Consider the following 23587-nt stretch of genomic DNA (forward strand, 5'->3'; position numbering starts at 1 on the left):
GATCAGTCCAGTAAAGAAAGGGTGACGGGCGTCAGGTGATTGTCCTCGACGCGCACTTGCAGTTCGCCTTCGCCGAGTCTGGCTTTCAGGCGCTGGCCGGTGTGGGTCTGCGCGGCGTTACGGATCGCATGGCCGCGCTCATCCAGCAGAATGCTGTAGCCACGGCCGAGGGTCGCCAGCGGGCTGACCACATGCAGCGTCTGCATCTGGCTGTGCAGTTGCAGGCGACGGCTCTTCAGGCCTTCGCGCATGGCGCGGGGCAGGCGTTCGGCGAGGCTGTCGAGGCGCTGGCGCAACATCGCCAGTTGGCGTCCCGGGTGTTGCCCGGCAAGGCGGGTTTCCAGGCGGATCAGACGTTCACGGCGGGTAGTGAGCTGACGCTCGAAGGCGCGGCGCATACGCATGTCCAGGTCATCCAGACGCTGAGCCTGCTGACGCAGACGCTCGCCCGGGTGACGCAAACGGCGGGAGATGCCTTCCAGGCGCAGACGATCGCGCATCAGCCGGTCACGCATGCGCATCACCAAGCGGCGATGCAGGCTTTCGACGCGGCGCACCAGGTCGCTGGAATCCGGGGCCAGCAATTCGGCGGCAGCGGAGGGCGTTGGTGCGCGGACGTCGGCGACAAAGTCGCTGATCGACACATCGGTTTCATGCCCGACGGCGCTGACGATCGGCGTGACGCAGGCATCCACCGCGCGGGCCACGGCTTCTTCGTTGAAGCACCAGAGGTCTTCCAGCGAGCCGCCGCCCCGGGCGAGGATCAGCGCGTCGAAACCACGGGCATCCGCCAGTTTCAGCGCGCGGACGATCTGCGCCGTGGCCTCGCGGCCCTGCACGGCAGTCGGGATCAGCGTCAGTTGCACTTGCGGCGCCCGGCGGCGGAACACGCTGATGATGTCGCGAATCACCGCGCCGGTCGGCGAACTGATGATGCCGATGCGCTGCGGATGCGCCGGCAGCGGCACTTTGCGTTCGGCGCTGAACAGGCCTTCGGCGCTGAGTTTTTCCTTCAGTGCATCAAACGCCAGGCGTAGCGCGCCATCGCCGGCCGGCTCCACGGTATCGAGAATCAGCTGATAGTCGCCGCGCCCTTCGAACAGCGAGACCTTGCCGCGCACTTTCACGGCCAGCCCGTCCTTCAACGCCTGACGCACCCGCGCCGCATTGTTGCGAAACAGCGCACAACGTACCTGCGCACCGCTGTCCTTGAGGGTGAAATACACGTGGCCGGACGCAGGGCGAGCGAGGTTGGAGATTTCGCCTTCGACCCAGATGTTGCTGAACACGTCTTCGAGCAACACCCGCGCACGGCCGTTGAGCTGGCTGACGGTCAGGACTTCACGGTCAAGGCCGAGCCTTGAAAAGGGATCTTTAATCATGGGGCGCAGTTTAAAGCTAATTTCCGACTCAATACACGAGTCCCTGTAGGAGCTGCCGAAGGCTGCGATCTTTTGATCTGGATTCTCAAAAGCAAGAGCACAAGATCGCGGCCTTCGGCAGCTCCTACATGGGATCGTGGCGAGTGAAGGTATTGATGAAGAGTTGAACCAGTGGCGTGGGGTTTTGCCGGTAGGCGAGGGCGACCGTGCTCTGACAATCGGGATCGCTCAGCGGCAGAAATCGTACGCCGCTCGGGCTGATGTCCTGCATCGATTCGGGTAGCAGGGCGATGCCGAACCCCGCCTGAATCAATTGCAGTTGAGTGGTCTTGCGCGACATCACCCGCGCCGCTTTGGGGAAGAAGCCCTGGCGCATGCACAGGTCGGCACACAGATAACTGAGCCCGCCACGCTGCGGATGCGGGATCGAAATGAAGGGTTCGTCTCTCAGCTGCGCCAGTTCCACAGAGGATGAATCGGCCAGGCGATGATCGTTCGGCACCGCCAGCAGCAGGCGTTCGGTGAACAAAGGCACAACCTGAATACCTTCACGCTGACGCAACACCGGCAGGCGCAACAGGCCAATGTCGAGGCGTCCTTCAGCCAGTTCCTCAAGCTGCGCCTCGGAGGACAGCTTGCCGATGTCCAGCGACACGCCACTCTGCTGCTCCAGATAAGTGCCGATCCGGTGTAATAAATGTCCGCTGATCGACACAGTGCTGGAATGACTCAGGCGCAACGTGCCCCGTTGGCCGTTACCGACTTCGGTCGCCATCGCGCTGGCCTTGCTCAGTTCATTGAGCAGGTTTCTGGCCCGCGGCAAAAACGCCTCGCCCGCCGCCGTGAGCCGGGGCTGGCGCGCGGTGCGTTCGAACAGCGGTGTTTGCAGGCGGGTTTCCATGTCCTTGATCTGCCGGCTCAGCGCCGATTGCGCGATGAACAGGCGTTCAGCGGCGGCACTGAAACTGCCGCACTCGGCGATTTCCACGAAGTAACGCAGTTGACGGATCGACAGCACAAGGTATGCCTTTTCGAGATGAGTAATGGCCTTTGAACATATTAGTCGCAACGCTTGGCGCTGGCTAAAGTCATCTCAGGCTTATTAAGGAAGCGGATCGATGAGTGTGCTGGGGTTGTTGAGCGAGTGGTCGTGGGGCGCGGGCGGCTGGGCGGTGATCGGCTTGGGGATCACGCTGGCCTATATCGTTTTCGGAATTGCCGGATTCGGTACGGCGCTGGTCGCGGGGCCGATTCTGATTCTGTTCATGCCGCTGTCGAAAATCGTGCCGTTGCTGGTGCTGCTGGATTTCGTCGCGGCGTTCGGCAATCTGCTGCCTTCGCGCCGGGACGTGGCCAAGCTCGAGTTGTTGTGGTTGCTGCCGTGCATGGCGGTGGGGTGCACGTTGGGGGTGATTTTCCTGCTTAACCTCAAATCTGATTTGCTTCTGTTGTTGATGGGGCTGTTCATCAGCGCCTATGCGATTTACAGCCTGTGGGTGAAAACCCGGCCGACGCAGTTGTCTGCCGGGTGGGCGTTGCCGATGGGCACGGTGGGCGGGCTGTTTGGTGCGCTGTTCGGCAGTGGCGGCTTCTTGTATGCGATCTATCTCAACAGCCGTCTGCCCAAAGACGCGGCCCGGGCCACGCAAAGTGCGCTGATCAGTTGCAGCACGGTGGTGCGTTTGAGTCTGTTCGCCCTTGCCGGGGTGTATGCCGAGCTTCCCTTGTTGATGCTGGCGCTGTGTCTGTTGCCGGCCATGGCGCTGGGGCTGTGGACTGGGCGGCGGTTGACCATGCGCTTGTCGCGCGAGGCGTTTGTACGGTTGGTGACCTGGCTGGTGCTGGCGAGCGGGATTGCGTTGATCGGGCGCTACATTATTAGTATGGCGTGAGCACTTGACCGGATTCTGTCAGGGATTAAGCTGCCGGCCGCCATTTCTTGTAGGAGTGAGCCTGCTCGCGATAGCAGACGATCAGTCAACATTGATGTGTCTGACACACCGCTATCGCGAGCAGGCTCGCTCCTACAGGGTCTATCCCGGAATTTGCAGCAGGCTTGCACCCATGAATTCGCAAAGCATCATCGTCCCGAAAATCTCCACCCTGCCGGTCCACGAACCCCGGGCGCGGGCGATCGTGCGCTGGCTGGTGCGCAAGAACATCATCGAAGAACAGCTGACCACCTGCGGTCGCACCGGCAACCGCATGGCCCACGCCATTGCCGACGGCGCGCGTGCGGTGGTGCTGCACCCCGAGGCGCTGCCCTTCGGTGAACCGATCAACGGCCTGGAGATCATCGTCAAGCGCTGCATCTATACCCCGGCCAAGGGCTTTCTCGAAGAAGCCGGTTGCGCCGAGTGCCGCCGCGAAGTCGGCGAGGCGCTGTTCGAAAGCCTGGAAGACTGGATGCCCGGGCGTACCGACAACTTCACCTGCCCTGAATGCGGGCATGAAGACGACATCAACGGTTTTCTGTACTTGCAGGAATGCGCGTTTTCCAACCTGGGATTTATCTTCAACAACTGGCTGGAAGCCGGGTTCAAGCAGAGCTTTATCGACGAATTCGCCGATTGGCTGGATCAACCTGTCAGCTGGGTAAAAGTCGAACTCTGACCCCTGTAGGAGCTGCCGAAGGCTGCGATCTTTTGATCTTGTTTGTGTCAATCAAAGCCAAAAGATTGCAGCCTTCGGCAGCTCCTACAAAAAGCAGGGTTTTCCGTACATCAGTAACATCGATAATAGACAGAGTTTTACGTTGAACAGCAGGGGGTGTCTGACTATAATGGCGCGCTTCCATTTTCCCGCTCGGGAGCCCCCGCGATGCTGCGTATCAGCCAAGAAGCTCTGACATTCGACGACATTCTCCTAGTGCCTGGTTATTCCGAGGTGCTTCCTAACGAAGTCAGTCTCAAGACCCGCCTTACCCGTGGCATCGAGCTGAATATTCCACTGGTTTCCGCCGCCATGGACACCGTCACTGAAGCCCGTCTGGCAATCGCCATGGCTCAGGAAGGTGGTATCGGTATCATCCACAAGAACATGACCATCGAGCAGCAAGCTGCCGAAGTGCGCAAGGTCAAGAAGTTCGAAGCCGGCGTCGTCAAAGACCCGATCACCATCGAGGCTGACGCCACGGTACGTGATTTGTTCGACCTGACCCGCATGCACAATATTTCCGGCGTTCCGGTTCTGCACGATGGCGACCTGGTCGGCATCGTCACTTCCCGTGACGTACGCTTCGAAACCCGTCTGGATGCCACCGTCCGCGAAGTGATGACGCCTAAAGAGCGTCTGGTCACCGTGCGTGAAGGCGCCAACAAGAACGAAGTCCGCGAGCTGCTGCACAAGCACCGCCTGGAAAAAGTCCTGATCGTCGACGACAAGTTTGCCCTCAAAGGCATGATGACCGTCAAAGACATCGAAAAAGCCAAAGCCTACCCGCTGGCCAGCAAGGACGATCAAGGTCGTCTGCGCGTTGGCGCTGCCGTCGGTACCGGTAAAGACACCGGTGACCGCGTTGCCGCGCTGGTCAATGCCGGTGTGGACGTGGTGGTGGTCGACACCGCGCACGGTCACTCCAAAGGCGTGATCGACCGCGTTCGCTGGGTCAAGGAGAACTTCCCTGAAGTGCAGGTGATCGGCGGCAACATTGCCACCGGCGCAGCCGCCAAGGCCCTGGCCGAAGCCGGCGCCGACGCCGTCAAGGTCGGTATCGGCCCTGGCTCGATCTGCACCACCCGTATCGTCGCCGGTGTCGGCGTTCCGCAAATCAGTGCCATCGCCAACGTTGCCGCTGCCCTTGAAGGCACTGGCGTTCCGTTGATCGCCGACGGCGGTATCCGTTTCTCCGGTGACCTGTCCAAGGCCATCGTGGCCGGTGCTTCCTGCGTGATGATGGGCTCGATGTTCGCCGGTACTGAAGAAGCCCCGGGCGAGATCGAACTGTTCCAGGGCCGTTCGTACAAGGCTTATCGCGGCATGGGTTCGCTGGGCGCCATGTCCCAGGCGCAAGGCTCGTCCGACCGTTACTTCCAGGACTCTTCGGCAGGCGCCGAGAAACTGGTTCCGGAAGGTATCGAAGGCCGTGTGCCGTACAAAGGCACCCTGACGGCGATCATCCACCAGTTGATGGGCGGCCTGCGTTCCTCGATGGGCTACACCGGCAGTGCCGACATCGAAGAAATGCGTACCAAGCCTGAGTTCGTGCGGATCACCGGTGCCGGTATGGCCGAATCCCACGTTCACGACGTGCAGATCACCAAAGAAGCGCCAAACTACCGCGTAGGTTGAGGCTTCAAGCAAATCATCAAGCAACCGGGGCTGTTTTATTCAGCCCCGAGTTGTTTCTGAATCACGACTGTTTCTGAATTACTTAAGACGAGACTGAATCATGGCCCTCGACATTCACGCTCACCGCATCCTGATCCTCGACTTCGGTTCGCAATACACCCAACTGATCGCCCGCCGCGTGCGCGAGATCGGTGTGTACTGCGAACTGCACCCGTTCGACATGGATGAAGATGCGATCCGCGAATTCGCTCCTAAAGGCGTCATCCTCGCCGGCGGCCCCGAGTCCGTGCACGAAGCCAACAGCCCGCGCTGCCCGCAAGCCGTGTTTGACCTGGGCGTGCCGGTCTTCGGTATCTGCTACGGCATGCAGACCATGGCCGAGCAACTGGGCGGCAAGGTTGAAGGTTCCGAACTGCGTGAGTTCGGCTACGCCCGCGTTGACGTGGTCGGCAAGAGCCGCCTGCTCGACGGCATCGAAGACCACATCGACGCCGATGGCCTGTTCGGTCTCGACGTGTGGATGAGCCACGGTGACAAGGTCACCAAGATGCCGGAAGACTTCCACATCCTGGCCAGCACCCCAAGCTGCCCGATCGCCGGCATGTTCAACGACGATCGCGCTTACTACGGCGTGCAGTTCCACCCGGAAGTGACTCACACCAAGCAGGGCGGTCGCATCCTGTCGCGCTTCGTGCTGGACATCTGCGGTTGTGAAGCCCTGTGGACTCCGTCGAAGATCGCTGAAGACGCCATCGCCAACATCCGCGCACAAGTCGGTACCGACAACGTGCTGCTGGGCCTGTCCGGCGGCGTTGACTCCTCGGTGGTTGCGGCGCTGTTGCACAAGGCCATCGGTGATCAACTGACCTGCGTATTCGTCGACAACGGCCTGCTGCGCCTGCACGAAGGCGAGCAAGTGATGGCCATGTTCGCCGAGAACATGGGCGTGAAGGTGATCCGCGCCAACGCTGAAGACCAGTTCCTCAACAACCTGGCCGGCGAAGCCGACCCGGAGAAGAAGCGCAAGATCATCGGCCGTACCTTCATCGACGTGTTCGATGCCGAGTCCTGCAAGCTGGACAACATCAAATACCTGGCACAGGGCACCATCTACCCGGACGTGATCGAGTCGGCTGGCGCGAAAAGCGGCAAGGCGCACGTGATCAAGTCGCACCACAACGTGGGCGGCCTGCCGGAAGAGATGAACCTGAAACTGGTCGAGCCACTGCGCGAACTGTTCAAGGATGAAGTCCGTCGCTTGGGTCTGGAACTGGGCCTGCCGTACGACATGGTCTACCGTCACCCGTTCCCGGGCCCGGGCCTGGGCGTGCGCATCCTCGGCGAAGTGAAGAAGGAATACGCCGACCTGCTGCGTCGTGCCGACCACATCTTCATCGAAGAGCTGCGCAAGGCCGACTGGTACCACAAAGTCAGCCAGGCGTTCGTGGTGTTCCAGCCAGTGAAATCGGTTGGCGTGGTCGGCGATGGCCGTCGTTACGCCTGGGTCGTGGCGCTGCGTGCCGTGGAAACCATCGACTTCATGACCGCGCGTTGGGCACACCTGCCTTACGAACTGCTGGAAACCGTTTCCGGCCGCATCATCAATGAAATCGAAGGCATCTCCCGCGTCACTTACGACGTGTCGAGCAAGCCGCCGGCGACTATTGAGTGGGAATGATCCCGCGCCGCGCCCTCTAGATTGCAACGTTAGATCCGGAGAGGCGCAAGAGGGATTATAGAAAATGCCAGTCAGTTAAGCTGACTGGCATTTTTGTTTTTGGGCGGAAAGTACCGAGGCAGAGTTGTCGTTCTCAATGAACGCAAAGGCAGGCGATATTAGAGGAACTGCGACCGAATCAAATCTGTATCGAACGGCGTTATCCCTTGATCAGGTGCAAACACCGCTTGTGCCTGCTGCGGCGACGCTACTCGTTCGCCTCGTGCTCGTGCATGCAAATCGAACAATGTCTCCAGATCAGGCCGTGGTGTATGTATCAAAGCCCGCAGCATCAAGGATATTCCGCTGAGGTTGTTCCCGACATTGTTCCACCGGGGAGCTGAGGTCAGTCCCAGGTCGGCCCAGATCACGCGTTGCTCCTGCAAGTCCATCACGAATGGCAGACAGATCTGTGTGTCGGATGCGATATCGATACGATCGAACACGGTTCGCGGCTCGAATATTTCACCTGATGCCGTATCCGTGCGGGCCATCCAGCCAGCGAAGCACTCTGGAAGATCGCAGTACGGCTGTTGGGTGTACGAGTTGATGGACGTGACGACATAACGGACTCCCTTCTCGACGAGGACGTCAAGGTCGAGGTCGATGAACTCCGACGCCCCTTCGGGTGCGTCGACGATGTCGCCGCTGTGGCAGCCGCCGTAATCTCTCAGGTTGTAGTACGCAACCGTTTCTCTGAACACGAAGTTGGCATCGAAAAATGCGGCGGACAAATCGATGTCCGTGCGTGAACGGCCGTTTTTCCACCACAAAAAAAGGCGAATGAAACGGGTGTCAGGCATCGGCAATCGGCTGCCCCGCACCAGTGTACGTAGTGACTTCGCTGAAGCGCGTTGTGCCAGCGGTACCCTGTATTCGCGTAATTCTGGATCAATGTAACAGCGACCCAATGGCGGTAGTGTCGCAAAACGCGTTACTAGAGCGTCCTCGCAGATTCGGGCTGCACGAGCCAGCACCTCGGGCGCGAGAGGCTCTCGGTGATCCTCGATGCCATAGACTTTTGCGAATGAACCTTTCGGTGCGAACGCCCGAAGGGGTAGGGGGCGCGGCGCACGCGACTGGGCCAGCAACTGCAGCAGGACAGGTGAGGACACTTGTGCCGCAACAGCCTCGAACGCATCGAGAACCGGTTCTGGTTGCGTCGCGCGCCGCAGGGTCGCGTCCAGCCGTCGTGCGAACTCACCGGGACGACTCTGTAGCACGGGGACAAGCTCGGCAATATCACTCTGGGCGAACAATGTTTCGACTCGTGAACCAAATGAGTCAGGCGCTTCGTTGCGACGCGCCGCCGTGATGGCGGCCAGCGCTCTTGGGTACTTATCGGCGTAGTCGCCCGGATGAAGTACTTCAGCCAGGCGTTTCCATCGCTCGGCTTGCCGCATCACGTCTTCTGTAGCGTTGAGTGTTCGATCGAGCAGACTCAACAGCAGGCGCCGCATCGAGCGCTTCATCGCTTTGAAGCGTGTCGTAGCGGTCGCCAGTGACACATCCCCTCCGTTCAACGCGACCGCGAGTCGTAATACGTCAGTTGCCGTCTCGACATTTCGCTCCAGGAATACGTCTACCCGTGTATCGCCAGCTACATGCAGGATCAGTGCACCGCCAACCTGTGCCCGGATCTCCCGGAACGGGATGACCTCAGGCAGCAGACGGAACACATCACTTTTGTACTCGCGGATAAACCAGATGACATCGAAAACTTCTTCTTCGGAGAGCGAGGTGTGTGATGAAACCAGCGGCTCGAGCAGTGACTCGAACTCAGGAATGCTTCCCGGCTCGATAGTCCAGGGTATGACGTTGCCTTCAAGCAGTGGAGGTCGAGATTCTTCAGTCGCTGGTAAACGTCGAAGCGTGAGGTAATGCATGACGGCGTTAAGGTACAGCTCGGCTTCCGAGGCTGTCAGAACCTGCTCTGGAAAGTCAGGATAAAACGGTCTGTGCTGCACATGAGCGCCACTCCTGCGCCGGAGAACTCCGACAATGTCACGCAACCAGTACTTGAGTTCTGTCGCCGACAACAGGCCGATTTGTTCAATCAGAGGCTCTGACAGTACGCACCGGAACGCCGCGATTTCCCGGACAGCCGAGGCGACCTGAGCGCGCGTGGCGCCGCCAGTGCCCATCGGGACGTGAACTTTGCTACGGCGACGCAGGAACATCTCCTGATTCATCCTTGATTTTCTCCCAGAGTCGCCGTCGTGAGCGAGCTGCAGCATCATGTCTACAGCCAATATGAAAACGCCTGCTAGGAGCAGGCGCGGAGTGGAGAGCGGAACCCCTAGTTCATAGGGTTTAGAAGGAAGGTGTTCCATAGCCACGCCAGCATTCTACGGAAAGTTCTCCCCGGTTGTCAGGTTGCTTCGCACTCTAACGGTAACAAGCTGCTTCACTAGAGGAATGGGGACTGATGAGAGACAAACCGCTCCTCCATCGTCCTGACGAGTAGCAGTGTTTTTGGCCAAGTGTGTTTTTCAAAAGCGGTGAAGTGTCTGATCCTTATCGAGGCTTGATTTTCTAAAGCCTTCGTTAATAAAAAACCTCCAGATCAAGAGATGAGGAGGTTTTTAAAGAGAATATTTGACGAATTAGTTAATGTTGGTTGGTGGCTCTCTATTAACTTTTCTGAACGTTAAAGAAATTCGACGCCCTCGTACACTGTCCTGCTCGTTTTTGCGTTGTGGTATTTCATGTGACCACTCATATCGGGCTGGTCCATCCATTGAGACTGCACTTCGTTGAGCAAGGCGAGTCTCAAATTTATCATTGCCTGATCTGAAAATCATTTGCCATGTTTCGCATAGACTGATGGTCACAATAGGACCGCGGAAGCAGTCGGGGCAATCAATGTGCTTACTAATTCCCTGGTTTCCTACGTACTCATTAACGATCACTTGATCGGGTAATTCCTTCACCATGCCGAGGTCGAATAAGCGCTGCCCCAAAGTTTGCGCCCACGTTGGTAAAGGCCCTAGATACGAGGCAGAGTCAACCTTGCGAAGCTTGTAATTGTATTTCCAACCATAGTGCTGGACTCTACGTTTCAAGTCAGATAACCAATCACCCAGCTCGACCCACTCCAGCAAGCGAATCTCTTCTTCTTTGGTTATGAAATCACGCATAACCTTGAGACCTTTCGGTGCGAGTGGCTCGGTCACTATCTCCGGGGCAACCATTTCGCGTGGCGGGAGAGGAAGTTTTTGCGCGATACTTCCAGTTGCCAACCATTTTTTGAAAATGCCTGAGTCAAATCGATCGACTTGTTCGGCACCCTCAGCCAGATCGAAATAGAGATCGCCCGTTACATTGAGTTGACGGGCGCTTTGATCAATTTCAATGTGCCCAGGGCCCGATAGTTGAATAGTACTATTTTGGATTCGCAAAGTAGGGCGAATGGCGCTGGGGAAGAGACTTCGGGCAATCTCGATAGCTTTTTCCAGAACAGCAGGGTTTTCGAAGCTTGCGTTAAACCAGGTTCCACGCTTGCCTAACGGACGTTCAGCCCAGGTTATATCGCAGTTCAAAAGTTCGATTTGACCTTGAGCATTTTTCCAACTCAGTGCACCGAGCGGATTCCCAGGCCATTGAGGAGCAGGAGCCTTTTGGGTAGATCTCAGTTGCCACGTGATCAAGGCTAGAAGTCGACTTGATTCAGTAAGTCCTCTGAAACGCAGCTCAAGATTTCGATAACCTGTGACCAGCCCGCTCAGTATGGCACCCGACCACCAGATAGCAGGGGGTAAGGCGGGCATATCGTTTTTCCAGGTGATGAACTGGTCAGGTTTTGGGCGCAACAGAATCAGCTGTAGCACCAAGCCTACCGGGTCATAGTCGCCTCTTTCTTTTTGCACGATCTGTTTGTCTTCCAGAATCGCGCTCGTTTGCAGAAGCAGTTCGTCCAGCTCGCCAGGTTCAATGGCTGCGCATCGGGCTTTGTCGCATATGGTTTCGAGCAGTTCCGAAGGGCGCCATGCCTCTCGTACATTGACTTCGGAAAATGTCTCAACCATGGCGCGCCACAAGGCGATTGCCGGTGTCGTAACTGTTGGCTCAGAAGGCTGATGCCATGGCAAATAAGCGAGCCATGGTGCATCAAGGGCACCAAGAAGTTCAGAGGGCTGTTGATCTGACAATGAGCTGCAGAGAACATCCAGCCACGGCTCTATGGTGGGGATAGCCCACACCGCCATCGTTGCGGCACCTCGTAATGCATTCCATCGATCTGGCGGGAATATAGGTGTGCTTGGTGATTTCTTGGGAGGATTAAAAGCCTGAGTGACTTCGTCCACAACGAAAATCGGCTGTTTTGGCAACGCAAGGTTCGAGAAGCTATGCACCATAGCAATCAAGCGCTCTCTGTCTGATTCAGACTTCACGCAAAATTGACTGACTGCGAACAAAGGCAGTGCGCTGGGCCAACAGATTTTCTTGTCTATCTTCAGATCGAATGAACCGTTGGCCCACGATCTATTGCGGTATCTCAGCACCTTTATCTGGGGAAGCCGATCTGGATCGAACCACGCGGTAACGGCGATTCGGTCCTCTGGGAGCTTGAGCTCCAATGGTTGATTTACACCCAGATACAGGGCTTTTTCGTTTGCAGGCATGCACCATTCGTCGGCCAGAAAACTCAGCCAGGCCCGGTGGTCGAGCGAGAGAGCGAATCCTTTTCTGGGAGGCTGACTTTCAACAGGGCAAGCGTCGTCCTGCTCGCTTTCAAGGAACAATGGCATCGTTGTCATTGGCGCCTGCGGCTTCGCAATCATCTGTTCAGAAGGTTCGGAGCGGGTAATCGGGATAGTTGCTGCTGAGTCAAAGGAGGCAGGCCGTTGAAAATGGTGAGGTGATCCCGTGCTCGTGCACAGAGCATGTACAGGCGTCTTTGCTCATCGGTGGTTCTTTCCGGAGTTGAGCGAAAGAGATCTTGCAAGTAGACGGTGTCGAATTCAAGGCCAATCACTGCGAGGCTTGTCAGAACAGTGATTCCGGGCGTCATCAACTTGATTTGATGCTCGCTGCCTTTGGGCGATTCGTGGGTATATACATCGATCCTTGTATCGGGGGGCAAGGAGGCTCGCAGTTGCGATTGCAGTTCTTGCGCGTCCCTGACTTTATGTACGATCACACCGATTATGCCACCTCGGTTGCGGTAGCCATTGGCGATCAGATTTACCGCATCTGCCCAATTGGAAATGGGTTCGAGGCGCGGCACTGAACCACCTCGCCCGCGACGGATAATGCCAGGTGGCAATGTATTGGCGCGATGATGGAAATGCTCAGCGACCCAGGCGATTTCTTCGGTGTTGCGATGGTTCTCCTTCAGTCGGACCGGCTCAGGCATGGGTGCATTGCGAATATCTTGAATAGAGGCTCGCTGATTGTCCGTAGTCTGATCTTCGTCGGCAAAAACAGTGACGTTCTTTGCGCCATAACGCACGGCCCATGCATAGAAATCAGCAGGCAGATTTTGGCCTTCGTCAATGATCAGGTGGTCAAGTGTCGGCTCGACCTTCGCAGCTTCGTATTGCGCCATCACCGCCGGCCAGTCGTACTGAAATCGTTTGACCGGTTGGGGGGCGCGGAAATTGAATCGAGTGAAGAAGTCTCTGGTAAAAAACGTATTCATTGTGCTGGTAGTCGATCCGCTACCTAGCTGGGCAGCAAGCGCGGCGAGCATCCTGTTTTTGGTAATCAACACCGCACCGCGTTTCAAAGTTCTCAAATATTGAGTGCGGTGAACGGCCATCGTGGTTTTTCCCGAACCCGGAGGCCCCAGGACGAACAGGTTTTTATCCGGCGGCGCATCGTAAATCTGCATCTGTTCGTCGATCAAATCATCTAACAGCGGGAGTTTCATGAATGTTTATCTCTGCATGTTTAGCGTGTCGCACTCTTGAAAAAGAGGGCGTAATGAAGATCTTTAGGGTTACGCGTGAGCTCAAACAGCTCGACTTTCTCGCGAAAGGACTGAAAACCTCCAGCGATCAGAGAGTCATTGAAGGCAGGGAATTTTTCCCGGGCTTTTGGGCTTGAGCTGTTGGTATAGAGCACCGCGCATGGACCAGGACCTATGCGCTTGTGAGCGGCAAGGATGTCAGCAACCAATTCCTCCGGATCCAGAGTTGGGCTGGCAAGCAGGTACGATGCAACGAAAATAGTGAGTTCACCTCGCACGGCTCCGAAGTCGATATTCGACAGATTGTCGGTGAACTGAAGGTGCGTTTGAGGGTGCAGGGCGCCTTGGGCCTTTGTGGCCTCCGCCATCTGGTGTCCCAGGGCGAGCATGGATTCATACCGATCCACGCCGTAATAACGGAACATCTTTTCTTGTCCCAGCACCGAAGCCAGGGACAGGCCCGCAGTAAATGGGCCGCAGCCGAGATCGACTACCGTCGGGCGGTTGCTTAAAACCGAGGTTTTGAAGAGCTGATCGAAAGCGCATCTGAGTTCATCCAGATGTCGACTTTGGTTGTACTTTGCATACAGAAGAGCTTTGTCCGGGCCTGCGAGTTTTTTCTGAGGGGCATCGAAGTCAGCTTGTCCACCTTTAATGACTTCATAAAAAACCGTGTCTCGCGGCCATCCCAAATACGTATTGGCTGTGGTTCGACAGTCGGCGTTAATTGGGTCGTTGACCACTTGGTCGATTACCCTGTCGAGCCATCCCGGGTATGCAGGCATGCACAGTCCTTGTGTTTTTATTTGGATCCAATGAAGGGTTGTGGTCAAAGTGCCACTATTTTGTCCATACTTCAACCCCCTCTATCGGAGCATTGCCAGTTCGCTCCGCAAGTGATTTTTCACCCGGTGCGGCCCCGGGTCACCCTTACTGTTTCGCAATTGCAGGTGTATCGTATTTGCCTTTTGCGGGCCGCTGGCCCGACGCAGATACGTGAGGTAGTTGAGTTCATGTCCTTTACCCGTCGCCAAATCCTCGGTGGCCTGGCCGGTCTTGTTGTCGTTGGTGTCGGAGCGGGAGGCGCGTCGCGTTACTGGCTGGGCAAGGTCGCCGAGGCCGAGGCCGGTCACGACTACGAACTGATCGCCGCGCCGCTGGACGTCGAGCTGGTGCCGGGGCACAAGACCGAGGCCTGGGCGTTCGGCCCGTCGGCGCCGGGCACCGAGTTGCGCGTGCGTCAGGGCGAATGGCTGCGCGTGCGCTTCATCAACCACTTGCCGGTGGCGACCACCATTCACTGGCACGGCATCCGCCTGCCGCTGGAAATGGACGGCGTGCCGTACGTCTCGCAACTGCCGGTATTGCCCGGTGAGTACTTTGATTACAAATTCCGCGTGCCGGACGCCGGTAGCTACTGGTATCACCCGCACGTCAGCAGCAGCGAAGAACTGGGGCGTGGGCTAGTCGGGCCGTTGATCGTTGAAGAGCGTGAACCGACCGGTTTCAAGTATGAAAAGACCCTGAGCCTGAAAAACTGGCACATCGACGAGCAAGGTAATTTCGTCGAATTCAGCATCCCCCGTGAAGCGGCCCGTGGCGGCACGGCCGGGCGGCTGTCGACCATCAACGGCGTGCCGTTGCCGGTGATCGAGTTGCCGGCCGGGCAGATCACCCGCGTGCGTCTGCTTAACCTCGACAACACCCTGACGTACCGCATCAACATTCCTGGCGTCGAAGCGCAGATCTATGCGCTGGACGGCAACCCGGTCGAGCCGCGGCCGCTGGGCAAGGAATACTGGCTGGGGCCGGGCATGCGCATTTGTCTGGCGATCAAGGCGCCGCCGGCCGGTGAAGAACTGTCGCTGCGTAACGGCCCGGTGCGCCTGGGCACCCTGCGCTCAGTGGTCAACAACGATGCGCCGACCGAGTGGCCGAAAGCCTTGCCCGCCAACCCGGTGGCCGAGCCGGATCTGGCGAATGCCGAGAAACTCAACTTCAATTTCGAATGGGTCGGTTCGGTGTCGGTCAACGTCGACAACGGCAAGCCGCCGAGCCTGTGGCAGATCAACGGCAAGGCCTGGGACATCACCGACAAGACTTGCGCTGACCGGCCGATCGCCAGCCTGAAGCTGGGCCAGAGCTACATTTTCGAATTGAAAAACATGACCCAGTACCAGCACCCGATCCACCTGCACGGCATGAGCTTCAAGGTGATTGCGTCGAACCGGCACAAGATCATCCCGTACTTCACCGACACTTACCTGCTGGGCAAGAACGAGCGTGCGCAAGTGGCGCTGGTAGCGGATAACCCGGGGGTGTGGATGTTCCACTGCCACGTGATCGACCACATGGAAACCGGCCTGATGGCCGCCATCGAGGTGAAGTGATGCGCCAGATTCGCCCCGCCGCGATCATCGACCGCAGCCGTGACCGTGATTTCATGCGCGAAGCCCTGGCCCTTGCCGCCCAAGGCGCAGCCCTCGGCGAAGTGCCGGTGGGCGCGGTGCTGGTGCAGGACGGTGAGATCATCGGTCGTGGTTTCAACTGCCCGATCAGTGGCAGCGACCCGAGTGCCCATGCGGAAATGGTCGCGATCCGCGCCGCCGCTCAAGCGGTTAACAATTATCGCCTGCCGGGCAGCACGCTCTACGTGACGCTGGAGCCATGCAGCATGTGCGCCGGGTTGATCGTGCATTCTCGGATCGCGCGGGTGGTGTATGGCGCGCTGGAGCCCAAGGCGGGGATTGTGCAGAGTCAGGGACAGTTCTTTACCCAGGGCTTTTTGAATCACCGGGTGCTGTATGAAGGCGGGGTGCTGGCGGAGGAGTGTGGGGCGGTGCTGACCGAATTCTTCAGAGCCCGTCGCGCAAGTCGGGATTAAGATCAAAAGATCGCAGCCTTCGGCAGCTTCTACAGGGATCAATGTAGGAGCTGCCGAAGGCTGCGATCTTTTGATTTTGCTTTATTTGCGGGCGACGATCACTGCCCGCATCGGCGCCGGCAGCCCTTCGACGGTCTTGCTGTGATCCTCGGGATCAAGGAAGTCGCTCAACGACTGGTACTTCATCCACTCGGTGCCGCGCTGTTCTTCAACCGTGGTGGTGCTGACGTCCACACACTTCACATCGGTGAAACCTGCTCGGCGCAGCCACAATTCCAGTGCCGGCACCGAGGGCAGGAACCACACGTTGCGCATCTGCGCGTAGCGGTCTTCCGGCACCAGCACCTGATGTTTGTCGCCTTCGACCACCAGGGTTTCCAGCACCAGTTCGCCGCCCTTGACCAGGCAGTCCTTGAGCGCCAGCAAATGCTCGATCGGTGAGCGACGGTGGTAGAACACGCCCATGGAAAACACCGTGTCGAAACCTTCCAGATTCGGCGGCAGGTCTTCGAACGGGAACGGCAGATGCCAGGCGTTGGGCTCGGACAGGTAACGCTGCACCGCCTGGAACTGGCAGAAGAACAGCCAGTTCGGATCGACGCCGATCACGCTGTCGGCGCCCGCACCAAGCATGCGCCACATGTAGTAGCCGTTGCCGCAACCGACGTCGAGGATGCGTTTACCCTTCAGGTCCAGATGCGGAGACACCCGCGACCACTTCCAGTCCGAGCGCCATTCGGTGTCGACATGCACGCCGAACAGGTCGAACGGCCCTTTGCGCCACGGCGACAGGCCCATCAGCGCGGTGCGCATTTGCGCGCGGGTTTCGTCGTCGCAATCGGTATCGAGTTTCAAGCCATTGAGCAGATCGATTTCGCTCGGCTGGATCTTCGGCAAGGCGTCCAGCGCACTTTGCCAGCGCTCCAGATCGCCGTGGCCCTTTTCCATTTTCTTGTCGAGTTGCACTTGCAGGGTGTTGGCCCAGTCGGCCAGCGGGGTACCGGCCAGGCGGCGGGCGAGGGGGGACAGATCAATCATGGCAAGGCAATCAACGAGGCAAAGTTAAGACACTGGAACCACGGCACGACTTTCGAGAACCCGGCGGCCAGCAGGCGTTCGCGGTGTTCTTCGAGGCTGTCGGGCTTCATGACGTTTTCGATGGCGCTGCGCTTCTGGGCAATTTCCAGTTCGCTGTAGCCGTTGGCGCGTTTGAACGCGACATGCAGATCGGTGAGTAGCGCGTGCTCCTCGGTATCGTTGAAACGCAGCTTCTCCGACAGAATCAACGCGCCGCCCGGCAGCAGCGATTGGCGAATGCGCGACAGCAATGCGGTGCGCTGCTCCGGGGCGATGAATTGCAGAGTGAAGTTCAGCGCCACCACCGAGGCGGGTTTGAACTCGAGCGCGAGGATGTCGCCTTCGATCACTTCGACCGGCAGCAATTCCTGGAACATCGAATCCTGACCGTTGAGGTACTCGCGGCAGCGTTCGACCATTGCCGCCGAGTTATCCACAGCGATCACCCGGCAACCGTCGGTACGCACGTGGCGACGCAGGGCTTGAGTGACCGCGCCCAGCGATGAGCCGAGGTCGTAGAGCACGCTGTTCGGCTGTGCGAACTGCGCGGCGAGCACACCGAGGTTTTCGACGATGGTCGGGTAACCCGGCACCGAGCGCTTGATCATGTCCGGGAACACCCGCACCACGTCTTCGTTGAAGGCGAAGTCAGGCACCTGGGCCAAAGGCTTGGCGAAAATACGATCGGGTTCTTTGCTCACGGCGGTTCCGGCGGTGTCGGTGGAAAAGGCCGGCATTTTAGCCAAAGTGGCGCGGGGATGCTTGGGTTGTCTGATAAAGCGCCAGACACAAGCGTGGAATACATAACTGTGGCGAGGGAGCTTGCTCCCGCTCGGCTGCGCAGCAGTCGTAAAACCTACTGACGAGATATACCTGCAGTATCGCGTGCGCCGAGTTTGGGGTCGCTTCGCAACCCAGCGGGAGCAAGCTCCCTCACCACAGGGGTTAGTGAGGTTTCTGGGAGAAAGCGGAGGCAGCAATCCCCCACTGCCCAAGCCAGTAACTGAGGATGATCACGTACGGCGCAGCATGGAACGGCGCCACAAAGCGGTCGATGCCGATCACACTGTCAGAGAACACGAACGCCACCGCCCCCGCTGCCGCCAATAGCGCTGAACGCTGGGGCACATCGGTGCCGAGGCGGGCGAGGGCGCGCCAGAGCATTGCGCTGATGGCGGTGCCATAGACGACCACGGGCACCAGCAAAGGCCCCAGACCACCGGAAATCAAAATCCCCAGCAGCACCGCACCTACGCCGAGTGCAAGCACCAGCGGCAAGAGCGCCAGACGTTTGCAGTCACTCAGATAGGCCTTGAGATACGCCAGGTGCGCGACCAGAAACGCGCCGAGGCCAAACACAAACAAATCACCCGGCCACGCCAGCAACACATCCCCGAGCAGCGAAAAAATCAGGCCCAGGCTGATCCAGCGCCGATAGTCGCTGGGCGGCGCATCATGCAGCCAGCCGAGCAACGCCAGGACGGGCAACGGTTTGACCAACAGGCACAGCAGCGCCGCATGGGTGCTCACACCGTAGAGAAACGTCACCGCGCCCATCAGCGCCAGAATCAGCCAGCCCACGATCAGTTCACCGTAATCGCGCAGTCAAAGGTTTCCACCGGTAGCACTTCCGGCGCCCACGGCTGTTGCGAGGTCAAACGCAAACGCCCGGTGCCGTGAGCGAAGGCCTGGAAACGCCAGGTCGAAATGCCGGCCGCACCGACCACTCCGGCGTCTTCAGGATTGCTATAAACCTCGGGGCTGAGCGCGCGCAGCACGCCGCCGGCCGAATCCTGAATGGCCCAGCGGTAACCGGTGGTGGGGTTGCTCGGCAGCATCACGATCAGGTTTTGCCCATTGGTGAGACGCACGGGGCATTCGCTCTGTTTTTCCACGGTCACGTTCTGTTTTGGCTGCGTGGCGCAGGCGGCCAGTAGAGAGAGGGCGAGGGGGACAAACAGGCGAGTGGGGGACATAAGGTCAGCGGCTCCGACGTTGGCGACGAACGGCGAGCATAACTGAAGATGAGACAAAGTGTGTCGTGGAGTTGGCTGCTTTGATTGGGGTTACGGCTCGACCGATTGGGGGCGGTCAAACCGTGTGAACCCAGTGCCGTTTAATCTGCGGACAGGTAAATGTCAAAGTCGGCCCTTATATTCAAGATTGCCCCTGTGGGCGTGCGGGCCTTTATAGTGAAATTCTTTGTGACGTAACGACGCTCTTCGAAAACTTCAAGTACAAGCGTTGCTTCCAGGGTTTCAAGGTTGAAGCTTATATATTTGTCGCCTAGGCGGCGCACTTCGCTGTATAGCAGTTTTTAATCGGGCTGCTCAGACTCGGATAGCTATAAGTTCCGGAGGTGATTCCTTTTTCTAAATGAATTTCAAATCCGCGTGCGTCGCTGGTTATGTCACTGTCCAGGGGGAGGTTTCCACTCCGGCTAGAAAAATTAATGTCTTGCGTCAAAGATAGCGTGTCGTAGCGCAAGCTTGAAGAGTGGTAATGGGCTCTTGCAAAAGGGGTTTCGCCGGGGGTGAGGGAAACAGGAAATTTCGCATTGAACTCTCCAGTTATATTTTGCAGATCCGCCGCTGATACGTTGCCCTGTGGAAAGGATGCGGTCGATGAATCGAGTTGCCCTGAGTTGTTTTCCTTGAAGTGCAATACAACATCGAAGGTGGAGGTTATTGTTAAGGTTTCTCCGTTATTGACCACCTCGAAGTTGAGCTCGCCTGAGTAACGACGTCCGTTCTCTGTGATGTTCAGCTTGAGCTCTGCTTTGGTTGCCTTTTGGGACGTAAACTGAAACTCGGGATCGAATTTTTTAACTTCACCATAGGTCACGTTACGTATGACTTCATCTTGCGGGAACGTATAGGTGCCAGAAGTAATGTTTGAGTTCAGTGTCATTCGGATGCTTCGTTTATCGTTGGTAAAAGATGGATGTGCTGCGGTTACTCCAGATTGACTATCAAAGTCCAGAAGTTCAGTTACGTTGGGCATTGAGCTTTGTAACGTCTGGGAGTGGTAGGGAAAGCGCGCTTCGCCCGGAGCGATGTTGTTGGTGAATGTCGCGTTGAATTCTCCGGTGAGATTCTCCAGTTGGCGGGCGGAATTTGCTGTCTGGTTTTCCATCAAGGTGCTCACTGATAAAAGGCCAATAGAGCATCAAGTATCGGGAGTGCGATGAAAGAAAGGACTGTCAGAGTTGACAGTCCTTTAGGTTGTTATGTGCTGCTGATTTTGATTTTAAAAACAAACAGGCATAAAAAAACTGCGAGTGTTGGCTCGCAGCTTTTTAAGGGGGCGGTTAAAACAGTACTTTCGCCACGTCCGAGAATTTTTTGGCAAAGTGCACGGTGATGCCTTCCTTCAGGTAATCCGGCAATTCCTCGAAGTTGCCACGGTTCGGCTCGGGCAGAATCAGTTCGAAGATCTTCTGCCGCCGCGCCGCGATCACCTTCTCACGCACCCCGCCAATCGGCAGCACATGCCCGGTCAACGTCAGTTCGCCGGTCATCGCGACACCTTTTTTCGGCGGCTGGTTGCGGGCGAGCGAGAGCAGGGCGCTGGCCATGGTCACGCCGGCGCTTGGGCCGTCTTTCGGGGTTGCGCCTTCCGGCACGTGCAGGTGGACGAAGGCTTCGTCGAAGAATTTCGGATCGCCGCCGAACGACTTCAGGTGCGAGCTGACGTAGCTGTAGGCGATCTCGGCCGACTCTTTCATCACATCGCCCAGTTGCCCGGTGAGTTTGAACCCACGGTTGAGCGTGTGAATCCGCGTGGCTTCGATCGGCAGGGTCGCGCCGCCCATGCTGGTCCAGGCCAGACCGGTAATGACGCCGGTGCCGGACAGCACTTGTTCATTGCGGAACACCGGATGGCCCAGCGAGGCTTCCAGATCCTTCGGCCCGAGCTTGATCACCGCTTTCGGGTCTTCGATCAGTTTCATCACCGCTTTGCGTACCAGTTTGCCCAGCTGTTTTTCCAGCTGACGCACCCCGGCTTCACGGGCGTAACCGTCGATCAAGGCCTTGAGCGCTGCGTCGCTGATGCTCAGGCTGGCTTTGGATACGCCGGCCTTCTCCAGCAGTTTCGGCCACAGGTGACGCTTGGCGATGGCGACTTTTTCTTCGGTGATGTAGCCCGACAGGCGAATCACTTCCATCCGGTCCAGCAACGGGCCGGGAATCGAATCCAGAGTGTTGGCGGTGCACACGAACAGGACTTTCGACAGGTCCATGCGCAAGTCCAGATAGTGGTCGAGGAATTCGACGTTCTGTTCCGGGTCGAGGGTTTCCAGCAGCGCCGAGGCCGGGTCGCCCTGGTAGCTCTGGCCCATCTTGTCGATCTCGTCGAGCATGATCACCGGGTTCATCACTTCGACGTCTTTCAGCGCCTGGACGAGTTTGCCCGGCTGCGCGCCGATGTAGGTGCGACGGTGGCCCTTGATCTCGGCTTCGTCGCGCATGCCACCGAGGCTGAAGCGGTAGAACGGCCGGCCGAGGGATTCGGCGATGGACTTGCCGACGCTGGTTTTGCCCACGCCCGGCGGGCCGACCAGCAGCACGATCGAGCCGCTGATTTCGCCTTTGTAGGCACCGACCGCGAGGAATTCGAGGATGCGATCCTTGATGTCATCGAGGCCGGCGTGGTGTTTGTCGAGCACCTTGCGTGCGTGCTTGAGGTCGAGTTTGTCCTCGCCGTACACGCCCCACGGCACCGAGGTGGCCCAGTCGAGGTAGTTGCGGGTGACCGCGTACTCCGGCGAGCCGGTTTCGAGGATCGACAGCTTGTTCATTTCCTCTTCGATGCGTTTCTGCGCCTGCGGCGAGAGGACTTTGCCTTCCAGGCGCTGCTCGAACTGTTCGAGGTCGGCGCTGCGGTCGTCCTTGGTCAGGCCGAGTTCCTGCTGGATGACCTTCAGTTGTTCCTTGAGGAAGAATTCGCGCTGATGCTCGCCGATCTTGCGGTTAACTTCGGCGGAGATTTCTTTTTGCAGACGCGCGACTTCGACTTCCTTGCGCAGCATCGGCAGGACTTTTTCCATGCGCTTGAGCATCGGCACGCAGTCGAGCACTTCCTGCAGCTCGGAGCCGGTGGCGGACGTCAGGGCGGCGGCGAAATCGGTCAGCGGCGACGGGTCGTTGGGGCTGAAGCGGTTGAGGTAGTTCTTCAGCTCTTCGCTGTACAGCGGGTTGAGCGGCAGCAGTTCCTTGATCGCGTTGATCAGCGCCATGCCATAGGCCTTGACCTCGTCGGTCGGCTCGGTGGGCTGGTGCGGGTATTCGACTTCCACCAGGTACGGCGGACGATGGTGTTTGAGCCAGGTCTTGATGCGCACGCGGCTCAGGCCCTGGGCGACGAACTGCAGTTTGCCGTTTTCGCGGCTGGCGTGATGGACCTTGACCAGCGTCCCGTATTCGGGGAGGGCCCCGGTGTTGAAGTGGCGCGGGTCTTCCTGGGGCGTGTCCATGAAGAACAGGGCCAGGGAATGGTGCTCGGATTTGCTGACCAGATCGAGGGTTTCGGCCCAGGGTTCTTCATTGACGATGACCGGCAGCACTTGGGCCGGGAAGAACGGGCGGTTGTGGATCGGGATGACGTAGACCTTGTCCGGCAGGTTCTGGCCGGGCAGGGCCAGGCCTTTGCCGGAGGAGGTGTGTTCGATGTGTTCGGCTTCGGTGTAGTCGTCGGGGTTGTCCGGGAATTCTTGCTGGTCGCTCATGGGGCACCTGCGCAATGGGGTATGGGTCTTAGATGGGGCAGGCTTGGGGTGGTTTCAATGGGGGGTGGTGTTTCTGCTTGTGTGTTCAGGTTTTTGACAGGGTTTGTTTCTTTTGACTTGGCGGCCTTTGGGCCGACCATGTTCTTGGTTGGGTTGTGTGAATATCCGTTTCTGTGGGTGTGGCGGCTGGCGGTTTCGCCCTTACGGCGAGTCACTTTTTCCAGACGCCGGAATGCCGGCCCAGCGAAAAAATAACCCAAAAGGCTTGCCCCAACGTTCGGCCCTCGCCGTGGCTCGGGTCCCTTCGCTCCAGGATCCATCCGGGGGCATCGCCTACGGTTTGCTTCGCTGCACCTCCTCTCGATGTGTTTGGCTTCGCCAAACGGTCGCTGCGCTCCCCCCCCCCGGATGAACCCCTCCACTCAGCCTGCCGACGGGGCCGGTAAGGCAAGATCAAGAGCTTTCGGCGAGCTGACACTCGGCCATTTGAGTGGTGAAAAGCGTGCGCTCGGTTTTTGCTCTTCTTTAGGCCCTCGCCTGCTGGCGGTGGCGGCCTGACAGCCGACCCATCTCCAACTGAATGCACTCAATCCCA

18 protein-coding genes are annotated in these 23587 nt (G+C 58.2%); 6 read left to right on the forward strand and 12 right to left on the reverse strand.

Going from position 1 to position 23587, the window contains the following annotated elements:
• Positions 1-2: 2 nt before the first annotated feature.
• Positions 3-1382 carry an exodeoxyribonuclease VII large subunit gene (xseA, locus tag NN484_RS25210; RefSeq protein WP_127648226.1) on the reverse strand — a complete coding sequence of 460 codons (1380 nt, stop codon included), beginning with the start codon at positions 1380-1382 and terminating at the stop codon, positions 3-5.
• 124 nt (positions 1383-1506) lie between these two features.
• The gene (locus NN484_RS25215) at positions 1507-2400 is read right to left on the reverse strand and encodes a LysR family transcriptional regulator (protein ID WP_274658177.1); all 894 of its coding nucleotides are present in this window, start codon (positions 2398-2400) and stop codon (positions 1507-1509) included.
• Positions 2401-2500: 100 nt separating this feature from the next.
• On the opposite strand from NN484_RS25215, the gene NN484_RS25220 reads away from it, so the two are divergent.
• The 4 genes from NN484_RS25220 (at position 2501) to guaA (ending at position 7350) form a co-directional block, all read left to right on the forward strand.
• Complete coding sequence (locus NN484_RS25220) at positions 2501-3274, forward strand: sulfite exporter TauE/SafE family protein (RefSeq protein ID WP_274658178.1); 774 nt, start codon at positions 2501-2503, stop codon at positions 3272-3274.
• Between the two features lie 172 nt (positions 3275-3446).
• The gene (locus tag NN484_RS25225) at positions 3447-3995 is read left to right on the forward strand and encodes a hypothetical protein (RefSeq protein ID WP_064589059.1); all 549 of its coding nucleotides are present in this window, start codon (positions 3447-3449) and stop codon (positions 3993-3995) included.
• Positions 3996-4202: 207 nt separating this feature from the next.
• A complete protein-coding gene (gene guaB / locus NN484_RS25230) occupies positions 4203-5672 on the forward strand; it encodes an IMP dehydrogenase (RefSeq protein ID WP_127648229.1) in 1470 nt (489 codons plus the stop codon).
• 100 nt (positions 5673-5772) lie between these two features.
• On the forward strand, positions 5773-7350 hold the full coding sequence (gene guaA, locus NN484_RS25235) for a glutamine-hydrolyzing GMP synthase (protein WP_127648230.1): 1578 nt from the start codon (positions 5773-5775) through the stop codon (positions 7348-7350).
• 158 nt (positions 7351-7508) lie between these two features.
• On the opposite strand, the gene NN484_RS25240 is transcribed toward guaA, so the two are convergent.
• The 4 genes from NN484_RS25240 to NN484_RS25255 form a co-directional block, all read right to left on the reverse strand.
• Positions 7509-9722 (reverse strand): TerD family protein, encoded by a 2214-nt coding sequence (locus tag NN484_RS25240; RefSeq protein WP_274658179.1) that lies wholly within the window; start codon positions 9720-9722, stop codon positions 7509-7511.
• A 273-nt stretch (positions 9723-9995) separates the two neighbouring features.
• Complete coding sequence (locus tag NN484_RS25245) at positions 9996-12149, reverse strand: alpha-ketoglutarate-dependent dioxygenase AlkB (protein ID WP_274658180.1); 2154 nt, start codon at positions 12147-12149, stop codon at positions 9996-9998.
• Positions 12150-12169: 20 nt separating this feature from the next.
• Positions 12170-13264, reverse strand: coding sequence for an AAA family ATPase (locus tag NN484_RS25250; RefSeq protein WP_274658181.1), 1095 nt, complete (start codon positions 13262-13264; stop codon positions 12170-12172).
• A gap of 20 nt (positions 13265-13284) precedes the next feature.
• A complete protein-coding gene (locus tag NN484_RS25255; RefSeq protein WP_274658182.1) occupies positions 13285-14088 on the reverse strand; it encodes a small ribosomal subunit Rsm22 family protein in 804 nt (267 codons plus the stop codon).
• Positions 14089-14316: 228 nt separating this feature from the next.
• On the opposite strand from NN484_RS25255, the gene NN484_RS25260 reads away from it, so the two are divergent.
• Positions 14317-15693: a multicopper oxidase family protein gene (locus NN484_RS25260; protein ID WP_215502311.1), complete on the forward strand. Its 1377-nt coding sequence runs from the start codon at positions 14317-14319 to the stop codon at positions 15691-15693.
• The gene (gene tadA, locus NN484_RS25265; RefSeq protein ID WP_127648233.1) at positions 15693-16187 is read left to right on the forward strand and encodes a tRNA adenosine(34) deaminase TadA; all 495 of its coding nucleotides are present in this window, start codon (positions 15693-15695) and stop codon (positions 16185-16187) included. The genes NN484_RS25260 and tadA overlap by 1 nt, the downstream gene beginning before the upstream one ends.
• 81 nt (positions 16188-16268) lie before the next feature.
• Here the strand turns inward: tadA and cmoB are convergent, their stop codons facing one another.
• The 6 genes from cmoB to lon all read right to left on the reverse strand — a co-directional run bounded on the left by cmoB (position 16269) and on the right by lon (position 22992).
• Entirely contained in the window at positions 16269-17225 is a 957-nt protein-coding gene (gene cmoB / locus NN484_RS25270) for a tRNA 5-methoxyuridine(34)/uridine 5-oxyacetic acid(34) synthase CmoB (RefSeq protein WP_274658183.1), read from the reverse strand.
• Positions 17222-18001 (reverse strand): carboxy-S-adenosyl-L-methionine synthase CmoA, encoded by a 780-nt coding sequence (gene cmoA, locus NN484_RS25275; RefSeq protein WP_274658184.1) that lies wholly within the window; start codon positions 17999-18001, stop codon positions 17222-17224. The genes cmoB and cmoA overlap by 4 nt, the downstream gene beginning before the upstream one ends.
• 208 nt (positions 18002-18209) lie before the next feature.
• Positions 18210-18845 carry a lysoplasmalogenase gene (locus tag NN484_RS25280; protein WP_274658185.1) on the reverse strand — a complete coding sequence of 212 codons (636 nt, stop codon included), beginning with the start codon at positions 18843-18845 and terminating at the stop codon, positions 18210-18212.
• A 2-nt stretch (positions 18846-18847) separates the two neighbouring features.
• On the reverse strand, positions 18848-19240 hold the full coding sequence (locus tag NN484_RS25285; RefSeq protein WP_274658186.1) for a protease inhibitor I42 family protein: 393 nt from the start codon (positions 19238-19240) through the stop codon (positions 18848-18850).
• 310 nt (positions 19241-19550) lie between these two features.
• Complete coding sequence (locus tag NN484_RS25290) at positions 19551-20399, reverse strand: hypothetical protein (protein ID WP_274658187.1); 849 nt, start codon at positions 20397-20399, stop codon at positions 19551-19553.
• A gap of 175 nt (positions 20400-20574) precedes the next feature.
• Positions 20575-22992, reverse strand: coding sequence for an endopeptidase La (lon, locus tag NN484_RS25295; RefSeq protein ID WP_215502306.1), 2418 nt, complete (start codon positions 22990-22992; stop codon positions 20575-20577).
• Positions 22993-23587 lie beyond the last annotated feature (595 nt).

The organism is Pseudomonas serboccidentalis, from assembly GCF_028830055.1.
Classification (GTDB): domain Bacteria; phylum Pseudomonadota; class Gammaproteobacteria; order Pseudomonadales; family Pseudomonadaceae; genus Aquipseudomonas; species Aquipseudomonas serboccidentalis.